At 62.3% G+C, this 15,815-nt stretch carries 17 protein-coding genes; 10 read left to right on the forward strand and 7 right to left on the reverse strand.

Annotated features, from left to right (window positions below; all coding sequences use genetic code 11):
• Position 1: 1 nt before the first annotated feature.
• Both polX and C437_RS10160 read left to right on the forward strand, forming a co-directional pair.
• Entirely contained in the window at positions 2-1,738 is a 1,737-nt protein-coding gene (polX, locus tag C437_RS10155) for a DNA polymerase/3'-5' exonuclease PolX (protein ID WP_004516860.1), read from the forward strand.
• Positions 1,731-2,195, forward strand: a complete 465-nt coding sequence (locus C437_RS10160) for a Mut7-C RNAse domain-containing protein (RefSeq protein ID WP_004516861.1) — start codon at positions 1,731-1,733, stop codon at positions 2,193-2,195. Before polX ends, C437_RS10160 begins: the two co-directional genes overlap by 8 nt.
• 23 nt (positions 2,196-2,218) lie before the next feature.
• Here C437_RS10160 and C437_RS10165 read toward each other — a convergent pair whose 3' ends face one another.
• Positions 2,219-3,238 (reverse strand): LolA family protein, encoded by a 1,020-nt coding sequence (locus tag C437_RS10165; RefSeq protein WP_004516862.1) that lies wholly within the window; start codon positions 3,236-3,238, stop codon positions 2,219-2,221.
• A 116-nt stretch (positions 3,239-3,354) separates the two neighbouring features.
• Here C437_RS10165 and C437_RS10170 point away from each other — a divergent pair, with 116 nt between their 5' ends.
• Genes C437_RS10170 through C437_RS10180 form a run of 3 tightly spaced genes read left to right on the forward strand, consistent with a single transcriptional unit; the run spans position 3,355 to position 5,829 of the window.
• Positions 3,355-4,062 (forward strand): ABC transporter ATP-binding protein, encoded by a 708-nt coding sequence (locus C437_RS10170; RefSeq protein WP_004516863.1) that lies wholly within the window; start codon positions 3,355-3,357, stop codon positions 4,060-4,062.
• Positions 4,062-5,297, forward strand: coding sequence for an ABC transporter permease (locus tag C437_RS10175; RefSeq protein WP_004516864.1), 1,236 nt, complete (start codon positions 4,062-4,064; stop codon positions 5,295-5,297). Before C437_RS10170 ends, C437_RS10175 begins: the two co-directional genes overlap by 1 nt.
• A gap of 52 nt (positions 5,298-5,349) precedes the next feature.
• Positions 5,350-5,829, forward strand: a complete 480-nt coding sequence (locus C437_RS10180) for a DUF5797 family protein (protein WP_004516865.1) — start codon at positions 5,350-5,352, stop codon at positions 5,827-5,829.
• A 22-nt stretch (positions 5,830-5,851) separates the two neighbouring features.
• Here the strand turns inward: C437_RS10180 and C437_RS10185 are convergent, their stop codons facing one another.
• From C437_RS10185 to C437_RS10195, 3 genes are all read right to left on the reverse strand, one after another.
• Complete coding sequence (locus C437_RS10185) at positions 5,852-6,898, reverse strand: DUF5787 family protein (protein WP_004516866.1); 1,047 nt, start codon at positions 6,896-6,898, stop codon at positions 5,852-5,854.
• Positions 6,899-6,937: 39 nt separating this feature from the next.
• The gene (locus tag C437_RS10190) at positions 6,938-7,603 is read right to left on the reverse strand and encodes a DUF4013 domain-containing protein (RefSeq protein ID WP_241431661.1); all 666 of its coding nucleotides are present in this window, start codon (positions 7,601-7,603) and stop codon (positions 6,938-6,940) included.
• 370 nt (positions 7,604-7,973) lie between these two features.
• The gene (locus C437_RS10195) at positions 7,974-8,402 is read right to left on the reverse strand and encodes a bis(5'-nucleosyl)-tetraphosphatase (RefSeq protein ID WP_004516868.1); all 429 of its coding nucleotides are present in this window, start codon (positions 8,400-8,402) and stop codon (positions 7,974-7,976) included.
• Positions 8,403-8,497: 95 nt separating this feature from the next.
• Between C437_RS10195 and C437_RS10200 the strand changes: the two genes are divergently transcribed.
• Positions 8,498-8,830: an uS10/mL48 family ribosomal protein gene (locus tag C437_RS10200; protein ID WP_004516869.1), complete on the forward strand. Its 333-nt coding sequence runs from the start codon at positions 8,498-8,500 to the stop codon at positions 8,828-8,830.
• 55 nt (positions 8,831-8,885) lie between these two features.
• Positions 8,886-10,157, forward strand: coding sequence for an amidohydrolase (locus C437_RS10205; RefSeq protein ID WP_004516870.1), 1,272 nt, complete (start codon positions 8,886-8,888; stop codon positions 10,155-10,157).
• A gap of 5 nt (positions 10,158-10,162) precedes the next feature.
• Here C437_RS10205 and C437_RS10210 read toward each other — a convergent pair whose 3' ends face one another.
• Both C437_RS10210 and C437_RS10215 read right to left on the reverse strand, forming a co-directional pair.
• A complete protein-coding gene (locus tag C437_RS10210) occupies positions 10,163-10,618 on the reverse strand; it encodes a type IV pilin (protein WP_004516871.1) in 456 nt (151 codons plus the stop codon).
• A gap of 240 nt (positions 10,619-10,858) precedes the next feature.
• Entirely contained in the window at positions 10,859-12,277 is a 1,419-nt protein-coding gene (locus C437_RS10215) for a geranylgeranyl reductase family protein (RefSeq protein ID WP_004516872.1), read from the reverse strand.
• A 184-nt stretch (positions 12,278-12,461) separates the two neighbouring features.
• Between C437_RS10215 and C437_RS10220 the strand changes: the two genes are divergently transcribed.
• Together C437_RS10220 and C437_RS10225 are read left to right on the forward strand one after the other, a co-directional pair.
• Positions 12,462-12,794 carry a 2Fe-2S iron-sulfur cluster-binding protein gene (locus C437_RS10220; protein ID WP_004516873.1) on the forward strand — a complete coding sequence of 111 codons (333 nt, stop codon included), beginning with the start codon at positions 12,462-12,464 and terminating at the stop codon, positions 12,792-12,794.
• A gap of 195 nt (positions 12,795-12,989) precedes the next feature.
• Positions 12,990-13,592 (forward strand): DUF7110 family protein, encoded by a 603-nt coding sequence (locus C437_RS10225; RefSeq protein ID WP_004516874.1) that lies wholly within the window; start codon positions 12,990-12,992, stop codon positions 13,590-13,592.
• A 76-nt stretch (positions 13,593-13,668) separates the two neighbouring features.
• On the opposite strand, the gene C437_RS10230 is transcribed toward C437_RS10225, so the two are convergent.
• A complete protein-coding gene (locus C437_RS10230) occupies positions 13,669-14,286 on the reverse strand; it encodes a stage II sporulation protein M (protein WP_004516875.1) in 618 nt (205 codons plus the stop codon).
• 134 nt (positions 14,287-14,420) lie between these two features.
• Between C437_RS10230 and C437_RS10235 the strand changes: the two genes are divergently transcribed.
• Positions 14,421-15,398 (forward strand): phosphoadenosine phosphosulfate reductase family protein, encoded by a 978-nt coding sequence (locus C437_RS10235; RefSeq protein WP_004516876.1) that lies wholly within the window; start codon positions 14,421-14,423, stop codon positions 15,396-15,398.
• The last annotated feature ends 417 nt before the right edge of the window (positions 15,399-15,815 follow it).

A 15,815-nucleotide genomic window follows, 5' to 3' on the forward strand; every position in this document is an offset into this window, starting at 1 on the left:
CATGAGTCGGAACGACGAAATAGCGACACTGCTCGAAGAGTTCGCCGACCTGCTGGACGCGAAAGGCGTGGAGTACAAGCCCCGCGCGTACCGCCGGGCGGCCGAGAACATCAGGGCCTTCCCCGGAGCAATCGAGGGCCTGGCCGCCGAGGGCGAGGACAGCGTCGGCGAGATAGACGGTGTCGGTGACGCCATCTCCGCGAAGGTGATCGAGTACTTCGAGACCGGCGAAATCGAGGAGCTGACCGAGCTCCGAGAGGAACTCCCGGTCGAGATGGACGCGCTCACAGCGGTCGAAGGTATCGGTCCGAAATCCGTCGGCTCGCTGTACGAAGCGCTTGGCATCACCACCCTCAATGAACTAGAAGCGGCCGCCGAGGCCGGCGAGATACAGGAAGTCTCGGGTTTCGGCGCGAAAACGGAGCAGAACATCCTCGACAACATCGACTTCGCCCGCGAGGCCCACGAGCGGTCGTTGCTGGGCGAGGCCCGTCCGCACGGCGACCGGATTCGGGGCTACATGGCCGCTGGCGACGCCGTGGCCGAGTGTGCCCTCGGCGGCTCTATCCGCCGCTGGCGACCAACTATCGGCGACGTTGACGTCCTTGTCGGGAGCACCGACCCCGACGCCGTCGTCCAGCGGTTCGCCGACTGGGACGGGCTCGACCGGGTCATCGAATCCGGCGAGACGAAAGCGAGCGCCTACGCGGACGACGTGCGGGTCGACCTGCGAATCGTCGACCCCTCGGAGTTCGGCGCGGCGCTGCAGTATTTCACCGGCAGCAAGGACCACAACGTCGCGGTCCGCAACCGCGCCATCGAGCGGGACCTGAAGGTCAACGAGTACGGCGTCTTCGACGTGGAAGGTGTCGAGGACGACGACCAACGGGCCGGCGAACTGGTGGCCAGCGAGAGCGAGGAAGCCGTCTACGACGCGCTGGGGATGGAGTGGGTGCCGCCGGAACTCCGCGAGAACCGCGGCGAAGTCGAGGCGGCCGCCGACGGGTCGCTCCCGGACCTGCTGGCCGAGGGCGAGGTCCGCGGCGACATCCACACTCACACCAACTGGTCCGACGGGGGCAACACTATCGCTGAGATGGTCGAGGGCGCTGCCGCGTTCGGCCACGACTACCTCGCTGTCACGGACCACGCGACCGGGCCGGGGATGGTCGGCGGCGTCGGCGTCCCGGACGAGAAGCTCCGCGAGCAGATAGAAGAAGTCGAGTCGGTCGCAGCGGACGCCGACATCGGCGTGTTCACCGGCGTCGAAGCCAACATCGCCGGGGATGGCAGTGTCTCTGTCGCCGATGACCTGCTAGCGGAACTGGACGTGGTCGTCGCCTCGCCACACGCAGCGCTGGACGGCGACGGAACCGACCGACTCGTTGCGGCCGCAGAACATCCCCACGTGAACGTCATCGGGCATCCGACGGGGCGCTATCTGAACCGCCGGGAAGGGCTGGATATCGACATCGAGCGTCTCGCAGCAGTTGCCGCCGACAACGAGACAGCGCTCGAAATCAACGCCAATCCCGCCCGACTGGATCTCGGCGGCGGGACGGTCAAGCAGGCTGTCGAGTCCGGGGCGACAATCGTCATCAACACGGACGCCCACAGCCCGGGCAACCTCGAACTGCTCCGCTATGGCGTTCACACAGCGCGGCGGGGGTGGGCCGAGACGGCGGACGTGCTGAACACGCGCGACGCCGAAGGGCTCCGTGAGTTCCTCGATGCCTGACGATGAAGCTCCGGAGCGGCTGGTGCTCGACGCGATGCTCGGGAAACTCGCCACCTATCTGCGGATGTGTGGCTACGACACGGCTTACGGACTGGACCGGGATGCCGAGGCCGACGACGATATCTTGGAACTGGCCGACAGTGAGGACCGACTGCTGATAACCCGGGACAGGGACCTCGCCGCTCGCGCGCCGGACAGCGTCCTCCTCAGCAATCGAGAAATCGACGGACAGTTGCGGGAACTCGCTGACGCCGGCTTCCAGCTCTCGCTCGCGCCGGAGCCGGCCCACTGTGGCGTCTGTAACGGGTCGGTCGAACAGGTCGACTCAGTGGAGCCCACCCCGGAGTACGCGCCGAGTGCGGACGAGGAAGCGGTCTGGCGCTGTACCGACTGCGAGCAGCACTTCTGGAAAGGAAGCCACTGGGAATCAGTCGCGGCGACGCTGGAGACTCTCTAAAGTACAACGATAATCGAGCGGCGCTACAGTTCCTCAGCCACGGCGACGGCCTCGTCGGTCGTCCCCTCTACGACTACGCCCGTCGTGACGTCGCCTTCGGTCCAGTAGACGACAGCCCTGTCGTCACGCTCGACTGCAGTGGCGTTCTGCCCGTTCACCTGCACCGCCGTCCCGTTCTCCACGTCGTCCAGATAGCTCGACGCGCCGGTCGCGGTCAGGACCGTTACGTTCTCCCCATTAGCGTCGTACTGCTGGACCACAGCCGTACTCTCGGGCCGGCTGATGTACCGGGCTTCCTCGAAGGTCCCGTTCTCGTATTCGGGCAGGTCCATATCCGTCGCGGACTGAGCCGCGTCGTAGGAGTCGTACGTTTCGACGGTCGTGACGGCGACCCGGTCAGCCGGCGGATCGAATTGGCTGTCGTCGATGCTGACGTTGAAGTTCGTCTCCTCGACGATGAGTTCCGTCCGGTTTGTCCCGTCGTCGGTGGTCATCTTGTGGACGCGGTAGTCCTCGGTGTCGACCCACAGCGTCGTGTTCGGCGCATCGACGCTCTCGTTGGTCGGTTCGAGGTCGAGAACGTACGTCGACTCACCGTTGACCGCCTCAGTCCCGCGGAGCGTCGCAGTGACGTTCTCCTCGGGAACCGGGTCCGTCGTGTCGTTCATCGCCACGGACTCCGCGGTCAGTTCGCGGGCATACGACTGATTCTCGCCGACTGCCCAGACGACGGTCCCGTTCGTCCCCATCTCGTAGGACCGGTTCTCGCTCGTGACGGCAGCCCACGTCTTGTTCGGCTCAGCGGCGGCATATTCGACCGTCGCAGTCTTCGAATCAGAATTGTTCGCGACGGTCACCGTCGCCGTTCCGGTAATCGTCTCTGCTCCATCGTAGCGCTGCTCGGTCCGGTCCAGCACGTCGTCGCCGGACGGCTGCCCCATCTCGCTGAGGCCGGATACGCCAGCGACCGCCCCAGCGGCCAGCAGTCCGATGGTGACAAACACAGCGACGATAGCCAGTCTCCGTCCGGTATTGGCTGTCATTGTCCTGCCTTAGGACTGGAGTAGTAAGTGGGTTGCTCCTCTCACACCGAGAAAGACTATCGCCGAGCGTGCCTGCGGTCGAACCCCTCATTGCCGTCCGGTCCGTATGCGTGGCCGTGAGCGAGTCAGCGAACACGACCGTCCGTGTCGACGGCGTCAGCAAGCAGTACGACCTCGGCGGGACGGTGATGGCGCTCGACGACGTGAGCCTTGACCTTTCAGCGGGGTCGTACACGGCGGTGATGGGGCCGAGCGGCTCCGGAAAGAGCACCCTATTGAACCTCATCGGCGGACTGGACACGCCGTCGTCGGGGCGGGTCGTCGTCAACGGACAGGACGTTTCGGCAGCCAGCGAAGCCGAGCGGGCCGACATCCGTGGGACAGAGGTGGGATTTGTCTTCCAAACGTTCAATCTCATGCCGCGACTGTCCGCAGTGGAGAACGTCGCGCTGCCACTCGTCTTCGACGGCTGGGACCGGGACCGCCGCCGCGAGCGGGCCGCGTCGCTGCTCTCGGAGGTGGGTCTCGCCGACCGCACCGACCACGTCCCGTCGGAACTCAGTGGCGGCCAGCGCCAGCGGGTCGCCATCGCCCGAGCGCTGTCGACCGACCCGGCCCTGATTCTCGCCGACGAGCCGACCGGCAACGTCGACACTGATACCGGTGCCCAGATACTGGACCTGTTCGACGACCTCCACGCGGCCGGCAACACCTTCCTGCTGGTGACCCACGAACGTCACGTCGCCGAGCGGGCCGAGCGCATCGTCCACGTCGAGGACGGCCACATCCAGTCCATCGAGGACGTCTCCGGGGGGCAGCACTGATGGACACCGGCGAGAGCGTGCGCATCACGCTCCGGTCTATCCGGGCCCACAAACTCCGGTCGGCGCTGACTGTCATCGGCGTCGTCATCGGTATCGCCTCGGTTATCACCTTCGCCACGTTCGGGGCCAGCGTCGAGGCTGAAATCGTCGGCGACATCGAGACATCGAACGCGGGCAACATCTACGTCTTCGGGACCCCGGCGGACGACGACGATTTCGACCGGACGCTCCAGCCGGTGTTCACCGAGTACGACATCCAACAGTTGGAGCGTATTGCGGGCGTAGAGGCGGTGCTCCCGCGGGGTATCGTCCAGACACAATCGATACAGCATGGGGATCAGACACTCGCCAGACAGCAGGTCACGGCGACACGGCCGGCCAGCTTCACGCAAAACGTCCTCGTCGAGGGGCGTTCCTTCGAGGCCGACGAGGAAGCCGTCGTCGTCAACGAGCGCATGGCCGGGTCGTTCTCCGAGAACCTCACGGCTGGTGAACGGCTCACGATGACGATGCCCGACGGGAGCGAGCGCAACGTCACAGTGGTCGGCGTCGTCAACGGGACCCGCGGCGAAGTCCCAGTCAGCGAGTTTGCCCGCCAGCCGCGGGTGTACGTCCCCATCGACCCGTTTTACGACTCGGTCGTCGAGAGCCCGTCAGCAGGTGTGCGACAGCGCGCGTACCCGCAGGTGACGCTCGTCGTCGACCCGCGGGCGATTCCGGAGACACAGTCGGCGATTCAGACGTATCTCTCCGGCGAGTCCGACGCGCGGTCGCTGTCGGCCGACGACACGGAACTGGTCGCCCGGTCCGGGAACGACTTCGTCGAGGAGATCAGCGACGTCATCGAGCGCATCACGCGCTTCGTCACCGGTATCGCCGTCATCGCACTCGTCGTGGGCGCTATCGGCATCGCCAACGTGATGCTCGTCAGCGTCACCGAGCGGACCCGCGAGATTGGCATCATGAAAGCAGTCGGGGCGCGTAACCGCGACGTGATGCAGGTGTTCCTCGTCGAGGCCGCGCTGCTCGGGACGCTTGGCTCGCTGCTTGGGGTCCCGCTGGGACTCCTCGTCGGCTACGGCGCGACTCGGTACGCCGAGGTCACGTTCTCGCTCGCGCCGCTGTGGATGGCGCTTGCGGTCGGCGTTGGCGTGCTTGTCGGCGTCGTCGCCGGTCTTTACCCGGCGTGGCGAGCCGCGCGGGTCGACCCCATCGACGCGCTCAGATACGAGTGAGCCCTACCCGGATTCAGAACACCGAAATACGTGGTCGTCGTACCGACGGGCCATGACCCTCTCGGAGGAGGCCCGCGAACGGCTCGCCGACATCGTCGAGCTCCAGCCGACGAAAAACGGCGAGTTACAGGAGCGCTGGGACATGGATAGCGGGAGCGAGGTCCACCAGTACCTCGAATCCGAACTCAAGGAGTACTACTACCGCAACGACAACAGCCTCATCTGTGCGACGCCGGAGGCGACGACACTCATCGACGGCGAGGACTCGGAACGGATACAGACGGTGACGGTCACCCCGCTCCAGCAGGCCATCGTCGACGTGATCGCCGGCCCCGACGAGGAGAGCCAGAGTGTCGTGGCCGTGTTACACGCCCTCCGCGAGGTTGGCGAAGACCGTGACACCGACGACGTTCGCTCCGCGCTCCGGAGCCTTGCAGACAAGGGTATCGTGGAGACAGTCGAGAAGACCGTGCCGACGTTCAGGCTGGCCGTTCCGCGCGACGAACTGGACATCGAGCTATCTGAGGAGTGAGGGCGGCCCGCAGTACCGTCAGTTACTCTGACAGTCCCGGCCGCTGGCGGCGGCGTCGGCGTTCTAACACCCGTTGTATTGCGTTGCCAGGTCCGCCGTCGAGGGGCCACTCCATCGACCGCCACGCCGGGGGCTCGGGCTCGTAAGACGGGCACTGCCCCCGACACTCCGCCGCTGTCGGCAGACAGTCTTTCGCCGCGCAGTAGGGATAGACGCCAGTCTCGTCGGCAGTAAGTTGGAAGTGCCTGCAATCGGGACGCATTGTATCCGCATACGCGCGCCACCCGCGAGCGTACGCTCGCTCCGCGATGGCGAGTCGGCGCTCTCGCTTCCAGCCGGTGTCCACGTACTCGAACCGCGCCGCGCTGGTGTCGTCGTCCGGCCGGTCGAGAATGCGCGTTCCGGGCTCGTCGACTGAGAGCGACCGCGGCTGCCAGACCGCTTCGGCCGTCGCCTGCTCGGGGTCGACAGTCAACACGCCGGCGGCCGCGGGCAGGTCCGCCAGCAGTATCGGCTCGACACGCTCGTCGGTCGCCGCTGTCGCGACCCACACCTCGTCGGCCAGCGACAGGGCGATGTCCCGCTGTAGTTGCGGGACGAGGTTCCTAGCGGCGCTGGCATTCAGATCTGGTTTGTTCTCGATGGCGATGACTCGCCGGAGCCAGTCCGGATAGGGTCGCACCCGGCGGATTTCGATGCGATTGCCCCGCTTTCTGGTTTCGATGGCATCCCGGTCGGCCGCCTCGTGAATCGACTCCCGGACGTACCGCCACGGATAGCCCGGATCGGGCAGCGCGTCGCGGTAGTAGGTCCAGTCAGCCGGTGCGTTCTGCAGGACGTGCAGAAGGTCGGAGTCGAACGGATCAGCGCCGAACGTCGCCCGCTCACGGAGTCCGTCGGGGTCACACTCCAGTACAATCGTATCCCAGCGGCGGTGTTTCGTCCCGAACTGTCTGGCGACCAGCACCGCCGCGTCGTCGGCCGGCGACCACGCTCGTTCGGCCCACTGGCAGACAGACAACTCGAAGGCGAACTCAGAGTCCGGGTCAGCTCCACCGCTCGGTGTCACGTCTCTGGAAAAATAGTCGACCGCGTAAGAACTGATTGGTTAGACCGACGTGGTCGGGCCTGTTACCTGCTGTGCGTTCTTGTTCGTCTGGCTTGCAAACGCTGTTCCGAACATACGGAAGACAGCGACCTGTCCGTAATAGGTGACAAACGGCACGAGGACGAGTCCGATGACAGTAATCGCCAGAATATTGCTGACGATGTTGGTGATGATGCCGACGACAATCGGCATCAGGACTGCGATGAAGTAATCGCTCGTGAGGACGACGTTTTTCAGCAGTGAGAAGTCGAACGCCGCGCTGAGGCTGCCTTCGACCGCCATATTAGCAAGCGCTGCTGGGACGATATAGTAAACGAGGAACAGTACTGGAATCAGAAGAAGCATTGTCATGAGTCCGAAGCCGGCGATGATTCCGCCACCAGACTCACCAGCAGCGCCACCCAATCCGAGGAGGACGCTGCCAACACCGAAGATAACAGCTATGGGAACGATAGAGTACACGAGACCCACGATACTGAACTTGATTCCGTCGATGATGAGTTCGCCCCAGTCGTCCCAGGCTGGTGGCTCGGATTCACCCTCAACGGTCGTTCCAATCACACGAAGCAGGTATCCGTTGAACGCGAACACCGGAATCAAAAGGAAAAAGAACACCAGCAGTACGCCGCCGATCAACATCTGTGCTATCCAACTGTCGCCTTGCATTGGGTACGATAGTCCGTCTTCTAACATTTTGGATGCCTCTTTGCAAAGTGTAATCGTATGCTATTTAAAAATACTGTTAGTATCGGGGTATATATTATTTATAAAATATTCTTCTGGTTCGTAATTAGTCCAGCAGCGACTAACGTCCCGGAAGTAGTGTTTAGATTACAGCGGTGGTCGCTCGGTCAAAGATTCTATCACTGAACGTGATTCGCTACTGTCATTTACACCTCATTTTGGGGCTTCTGTGTTCCTCAGATGGCTCTCTGGAGAGATTCCTGATTCGATCAGCAGGTGAGAGCAGAGCTGAAGCTACCCAGAGCACCGCACCGGGACGCCTGGAATACGGTTGCGTGTCGCCCCTTCTCCCTTACCCCTCGTCGTCGCGCTCGTCGAGGAACTCGTGTGCCTGTTCGAGTATCTCGCGTGGGCCGTCCTGCGTAACCGTGTTGATGGCCTGCTCGTAGTCGCGCCACTGCAGGTCGCGGTGTTCTGTGGACAGTTCGGCTGACGCTTCGAACGATTTCGCGACGAACAGATGGACCGTCTTGTGGATGGTGTTGCCGTTCGCCTCGAACACGTAGTCGTAGTCTTCGCGGAACCCGTCTAAGAGCCGGAAATCGCCGATCCCGGCCTCCTCTTTCACTTCGCGTATGGCGGTCTGCTGGAGCTCTTCCTCGCCCTCGACGCCGCCCTTGGGGAACTCCCAATCGCCGGGTCGGCTCTTGAGCAGGAGGTACTCCCGCCGGCCACGCGTATCGCGAAAGAGGATGGCTCCCGCGCTCGTGGCCTCTATCATTATCGGATTTTATGACACCGCTACTTAAGAGAATATCGGAGACACAACGGAAACAGATGGCCTTTTGTCACTCGCGGCTGAGTGTTTGTCTACAGATGCCTTTCGTCACGACGCTTACTTTCACCAGTGGGGACCGACACCGCCTCGAGGACATCGTCACAGAGATCAAGCAGAGCGCCGAGCAGAAGGGAGTTGAACTGAAAGGCCCGCACCCAAAGCAACCACAGGAGCTGCGGATTCCACAGTCGAAGTCACTGGGGCCAAGCGGCGGCCGCTTCGAGTCCTGGAACCACTCTGTTTACACGCGAACGATAGAGATTGTCGGATACGAGGAGTTTGCACGGACTGTTACTCAGCGGACCTTCCCGGACGCCATCCACGTCGAGGCCGGCGTCGAACAGCGGACGCAGATCGGCAGCGGATCGTAGGGCTGTCGCCCGTTCCTGTGGGTTCTTATAAGTAACTGTAACTCGTTTCGCCGCCATGAGCGAAGCCCGACAGGAGCGGCTCAGGTCCGTCCGACGCGACCTGCACAGCTATCCCGAACCCGCATGGCGCGAGTTCTACACCACCAGTCGCATCGTCGACGAAATAGAGCGAATCGGCGTCGACCAGTTGCATCTCGGTCGGGACGTGCTCGATGGCGAGGCGCGGATGGCAGTCCCCGACGGTGATGAACTCGAGAAGTGGCAACAGAAGGCCCGTGCGGCCGGAGCCCGTGAGGACGTGCTAGAGGCTGCCGATGGGGGATTCACTGGGGCCCTCGCTGTACTCGAACAGGGCGAAGGCCCGACTGTTGCGCTCCGAGTCGACATCGACGCGCTCCCGATACGTGAGTCAGACAGCACAGCACACGCCCCGGCGACAGCGGCGTTCCGGTCAACGAACGACGGGTTCATGCACGCCTGCGGGCACGACGCCCACGCGACAATCGGTCTCGGCGTGCTGGAAGCAGTGAAGGAGAGCGACTTCGAAGGGACGTTCAAAATCGTCTTCCAGCCCGCTGAAGAGGTCATCGGCGGCGGAAAGGCCGTCGCGGAGAGTGGCCATCTTGACAACGTGGATCACCTGCTGGCGATACACGTTGGTCTCGACCATCCGACCGGAGAGATCGTCGCTGGCGTCGGCGGCTTCCTCGCCGTTCGACAGTTCAAAGCGACGTTCACCGGCGAAACGGCCCATGCCGGAGGGCATCCGGCACAGGGACGGGACGCTGTGCAGGCCCTGGCGACCGCTGTCCAGAACCTTCATGCGATTCGACGGCACGGTGACGGCGCGACGCGTGTCAACGCCGGGGTTGTCGAGGGCGGGACGGCGACGAACATCGTCCCCGAAGAAGCGACGCTTGAAGGCGAAGTCCGCGGCGAGACGACCCCACTCAAGGAGTACATGAGCGAGCGGGCGGACACCGTCATGTCGTCCGCAGCCGAGATGCACGACTGCGAGGTCGCTATAGAGACGACTGCGGAAGCACCGAGCGCGGTCAGCGACGACGCGCTTGCGGGCGTGGTGTACGACGCGGCAGCATCAGTTTCCGGCGTCACCAGCCGCCTTCGGACCGATGACCTCGGCGGGAGCGAGGACGCGACCTATCTGATGGACCGCGTGCAGGACCACGGCGGCACGGCGACGTTCGTCGGAATCGGCACCGACCATCCCGGGGGCCACCACACCCCCACGTTCGATGTCGACGAGGACTCGCTGGCCATCGGCGTCGATGTCGTCAGCGAGGCGATCAGCCAACTGAGCGAGTGAAGACACTATGGCGCTTCCCAACTGGCGAGCTGAATAGATTTATCGCTGTCCGACGGTTCCCAGTTCAGCGTGACCGTCGCATCTGAGAGGTCAAGCGAACTCCTTGAAAACGTCACCCGCGATCCGGCTGTGATGTCCGAACCAGCCGCCGGTGCACCCCCGAGACTCGTGAAGTCGTGCTGTCCGTTGTCGCTTGAGGCCCCGCTAACGGTGATGTACAGATTTCCAGCCTGAACCGAGTCACCGCTCCGGTGTTCAATCGTCAGGCTGTCGGGACTCCCAGACTCGTACTCGAACGAAAACGCGGCCTGTGGCGCGTTTTCGCCGAGGTTGCCGGACCCGAAATCGAGGAAGAACGTCGCTGCTGTCGCCGCTAACAGCACTGTTATTGCAACCATCAGTATGACCCCCACAACTGGCGAGACTGCACTGTCGTCGAATTTGAATCTGCGTGCTAGCATGGTTGACCCCCACTCGGGTGACGGTCGACACACTGTCTCCGTCTCGGTGACCCCCCGGTCGACCGACCCCAGAGCGACTTCATTTTGATATCATGTTGTCGAATAATAAAACTTGTTGTTCAAAAGTATAGTTTATATTATTATTAATTACTATCCAGACCGCACGCAAATCAGACATCTGCCGCTGGTGAGTTCGCGCCAAGCGGTAGAATCAACCGAAAGACGCAACGAACCGCTGCGTCAGTACTTGGGATCTGCGCCAGTGACGTCGTAGATATCGTCCATAATCGAGTCGCGCTCGCGTTGCCAGGCCTCGAAGCCAGTACGGTCACTGGGGTAGGATTCGTAGTGGTCTAACAACCGGTCGGCGGCCTTCTTCGTCTGGTAGAGGTCTCGGATTGTCCCGAGGTGGCCGATGCTCTTGACGGCCATCTTGAGTTTGAGTCCGAGCCCGATGCTGGTCGAGCCGCCGTACAGCGCCTCGGCGAGTTTTTCTCCAGGCAGCGCGGCCAGCAGCGCCATCAGATCATCGACATCGTAGGCAGTGGTGAAGATATTGTACACGTCAAGCGCCGCATACCGGGCCCCGAAGTGGTCCATCACGCGCTCATTGTACTCCCAGAGCGCGGCTTCGTCGTCCGTCCGGCCGGATTCGATAGCTTCGATGGCCTGTTCAGCGGCGTATGTCCCGGCGTAGGCTGCACCGGCGATACCGCCGCCGGTCGTCGGATTGACGTGTCCGGCGGCGTCACCGACAGCCATGAATCCGGGCGCGACGGCGGAGTCGTACGGCCGGCGCGTCGGCAGGGCAGCGCCGAGTTTGTCCTGTACCTCCGCGCCCTCGAACTCGCTTCGGCCCTGAAGATCGCGCTTGAGGTCGTCGACCAGTTCCATCGGCTCCTCGTTCATCTGGAAGCCGAGGCCGGCGTTGATCTCCGTGTCCGTGCGCGGGAAGTACCAGAGATAGCCAGCGGAGCGCTCGGTCGGTTTGAACACGAGCGCGTCGTCCCACTCAACCGGTTCGTCGACCTCGATGATCTCCCGGTACGCCGAGCAGAACTGCGAGTACTGGACGTTCGTATCGAAGGTCGCGTCTTCGAGGTCGGTCTTGTCCTGGAGGATCGACAGCGCACCGGCTCCGTCGATGACGATGTCGCCCTCGTAGGTGACCGGGTCGCCCTTCCGCATGGCTTTCACACCGGTTACGCGGCCGCCGTCGTCCTGCAGCACGTCCTGAACGACTGTGTCGTAGTGGAACTCTACGCCGCTGTCGGTTGCACCCTCGATGAGACAGCGACCGTACTCCCAGCGGTCGATGACGGCGAGTTCGCCCGGGACCGGGATTTCGAGGACGGTGTCCTCCTGTGGGATCTCGAAGCGGCCGTGGTCGACATCCGTGTTGGTAAAGGCCGGTTCGAGCTGAGACTTCGGAATCGCCTCGGGGAAGTCGCTGGCCCCCTTCAGTGCGTCCCCGCAGGCGATGTGGCCGGCTTCGGTCTCGTCTTTGCGCTCTACGACGACGACGTCGTAGCCCGCGTCCGCAATTGTCGCGGCGGCGTAGCAGCCGGATGTCCCGGCCCCGACGACGACAACGTCCACGGAAACGGTCCGTGCCGTCGCCGACGCTCCGCCGGCGTTGCCGTCCTGGTGTGTGGTCATGCACTCTCGTCCTGCCCGGAGAGAGAAAATTATTCCGCTACGGGTTTCAGCGGACCACTGGAACAATTCTTCGCCGTGAGCGGTCAACTGCAGGTGCTTTGTGTGGCGCCGACGGATAGCAGTCCGTTTCACTCCGGGACAGCGGTGATAAAGAGTTTTGCTGGGGGGTATCAAATGGCCGAGCATGACCGAGCACACGGTGACGTTCGTGGGGACGGGCGAGGAAATCACCGTCTCCGAGAAGGAGACGATTCTCTCGCGGTGTATCGAGGAGGGTATCGCACAGGAGTACTCCTGTCGCGTGGGGATGTGCCTGGCCTGCTCGGCGGAAATCGTCGAAGGGTCGGTTACCCAGCCTGCCGCCCGTGGCCTGACCGACCGAGAACGAGAGAACTACGCACTGACTTGCATGGCGCGGCCGCAATCGGACCTGAAACTCGACCGTGGGAAGTACCCGCCCAGTATTGAAGGCGATGTCAGTCCTGAGGACGGCGACCCCACACCTGCGGACGACTAGTAGGAACTGAATACTGCTACCATATGGCCTACTAGAATGTCTGTAAATACCTTTAACATACGCCTGAGCTATCCCCTGATATAGAGCGGTGAAACCGCGAATGAAGGACAGGTCATATAAGCAAGTGGCCCCTAAGGAGTAGTGACTACAGCGTCAGCGGACGGCCTTCGACGACTGATACACGCTTCCCCAACCATGACCAGCCGCGTATACAGACTTCACTCGACACTTGAACTGCCACTGGAAGACGCATACGATTTCTTCGAGGATCCGGATCTTCCACCTGAAATCGCTGACATCGACATCACCCGTCGAAACAATACGCTCATCGTCAGCGCCGTCGCCAAAGACGACTCCATGAGCAAGTACACCCCGACGGCCCAGCTCAAGGCGAGCGTCACGGAGAACCGGGTGTACGAGGAGGACCCCGACGAGATGGGCCCGCCCGGGGCCGCGAGTACCGGAAGCTCGGGGGGTGGCCCCCAGTGGGGCGCACTCGAAGAGGAAGAGGAAGAGATCGAGTCTGAACTCGTCGAGTACGCCTGTTTCAAGGGCGACCGCGAGACCGTACTCCAGAATACTGCGCTCCAGTACGCGATGTTTGAGGTCCTGTGTGACATCGCGAAAGTCGCAGAGAAGGGAACGCTAACGGCAATTGCGGCGGTCGATGAGGAACTCGAAGCTGTCCGCATCGTCGATGGGGAAGAACGACCCGCTGCGATCAACGTTGCAGAGGAACCCCGTGACGGCGAGGAAGAAGAGGGCGTCAACTGGCGCGACAACGAGTTCATCTCGTAACGCGGCCCTGTGTGGGGTCACGGATTCAATTTTGCCGAGCCGTAGCTCAACATCGCGTAGTAGACAGTCTATACCGCTAAGCTGGCGTGATGCCTGAGAGATCGGCGTCGGTAAATCGTGACGCGATTTCGATGGTAAGATTCGCTTCGATGTAGGCCGCAATCACGATGAACACGGCGGCCGTCGCAAGCAGCCACCCGGCTTCCCGAATGTCCTGTCCAGTGACCAGTTCGTTCGTGTGGCCGCGAATGTACTGAATCGTGCGCCATCCGAACCGGAGTCCAACGGCGGCGACGATGAGCAGCGCAGGGATCTCGATAAGCCCGTGTGGGACGATGAGCGCGGCGACCACGACGGGCGACACCTGCTTGAGTGCAATACCCACGACAGCACCGATGAGCACTCCGTTCAAGACGAGTGAGAGAACCGTCATCGAACCGAGCGAAATAGCGCCGAGCAACATCACGAGCAACGCACCGAGGTTGTTAATCGTCAGCGAGAGGGTCGTCAACTCGGCCGGCATAAATGGGTTTTCGCCGGTCGTTCCGGGGTTCTGAAGCCATTCGGCTGGGACCTGGCTGCCGAACCCATATCCGACCAGCGCGCTGGCAAACAGTATCAGCGCGGCTACGGGGACGTAGCGTAACAGCCAGCGGTGAAAGAGACGGGTCGGGAGGCCTGGGCGGTCGTCCATACCATGGCATTCGCGCCGGGAACAAAAAACCCGAGTGACCGTAGACATGCGACCGACAGCCATTTGCCACTATCTCACACACCTGTCGGACATCCAAAAAGTACTTGCCACTCGTAATTATATCTCATTACACTATGTCCGAATCAGCAGAGTTCCCGGACTATCTGGACGTTGATTACACTGACGGGGAAGGCGAAGACCCCGAAGAGTACCCGACTGTCAACCACAAGATCGAGAAGGCTATCGAGGTCACGAAGACCGGCCTCGAGGAGTACGAGAACCCTGTCGTGATGTGGACCGGCGGCAAGGACTCGACGCTGACGCTGTACTTCGTCAAAGAAGTCGCCGAGCGCTTTGACCTCGAAGTTCCGCCGGTCGTGTTCATCGACCACTACCAGCACTTCGACGAACTCATCGACTTCGTCAAGCACTGGGCCGACGAGTGGGACCTCGACGTCATCTGGGCCCGTAACGAGGACGTGGGTAACTACGTCGACGAGAACGGGCTGGAACCGGGTGATGATATCCCCGTCGATGAACTCTCCGAGCACAATCAGCACCACATCCGGAACATCCTCGAATACGAAGAGGACACGTTCCCGTTCCTGCTCGACACCTACGTCGGCAACCACCTCCTGAAGACGGTAGCACTCAACGACACTATCGAGGAGCACGACGTCGACGGCATCCTGTCGGGCATCCGCTGGGACGAGCAGGAGTCCCGCGCCGACGAGACGTTCTTCTCGCCGCGTCACGACCCGGACATCTACCCACCGCACGACCGCATCCAGTCGATCCTTCAGTTCGCGGAAGCCGACGTGTGGGAGGCCTTCTGGAACTTCGTGGTCCCGGACACAGTCGAGGGCTACCCGGACGACGGCTACGTCCCGCAGGGCCAAGACGACCTGCCCGAAGGCATCGAGAAGGAAGACGTGCCGGTCTCGCCGAAGTACTTCGCCGGGTTCCGCTCGCTCGGGAGCGAGGTCAGCACCGACAAGTCCGCCGAAGAGCCTGCCTGGCTGCAGGACATGGCGAACACGACCGAGCGCGCTGGCCGCGCCCAGGACAAGGAAGACCTGATGGAGCGCCTGCGCGACCTCGGCTACATGTAAGCGGGCACGGAACGGCTTCGAATTCGTATCGGCGTTTTTCTTCCTGCCCCAGTAGCGATAGTCGCCGTGTAAATGGTAGATAGCGGTCGGATTCGCCTGTCGACCGAGCCGAGCGGCCAGCGGTAGCGGGTCCCGGAATTCGGGACCTCCACTCGGTGTTGCGTATTGTCCCTCTAACACTTCGACAGGAGTCGATGGAGACTGCGCCGCCAGCACTCCCGGCCACAGTGCGGTCGAATACACAGAGCGGACACGGCCGTCGGTGCGTACGCGTCAATGGCTACAGGCGTTGACTGGCATCCGTTACGGGCTCCCGTTCACCCTTGCTGACTGATGTACGTATCCGTCCCACAGCCCGGTAGATGGCAGTACAGGCCTCGACACTCGTGTAATCCGGCCAAAAAAGTATTATAGACG

It is taken from the genome of Haloarcula vallismortis ATCC 29715, assembly GCF_000337775.1.
Classification (GTDB): Archaea; Halobacteriota; Halobacteria; order Halobacteriales; family Haloarculaceae; genus Haloarcula; species Haloarcula vallismortis.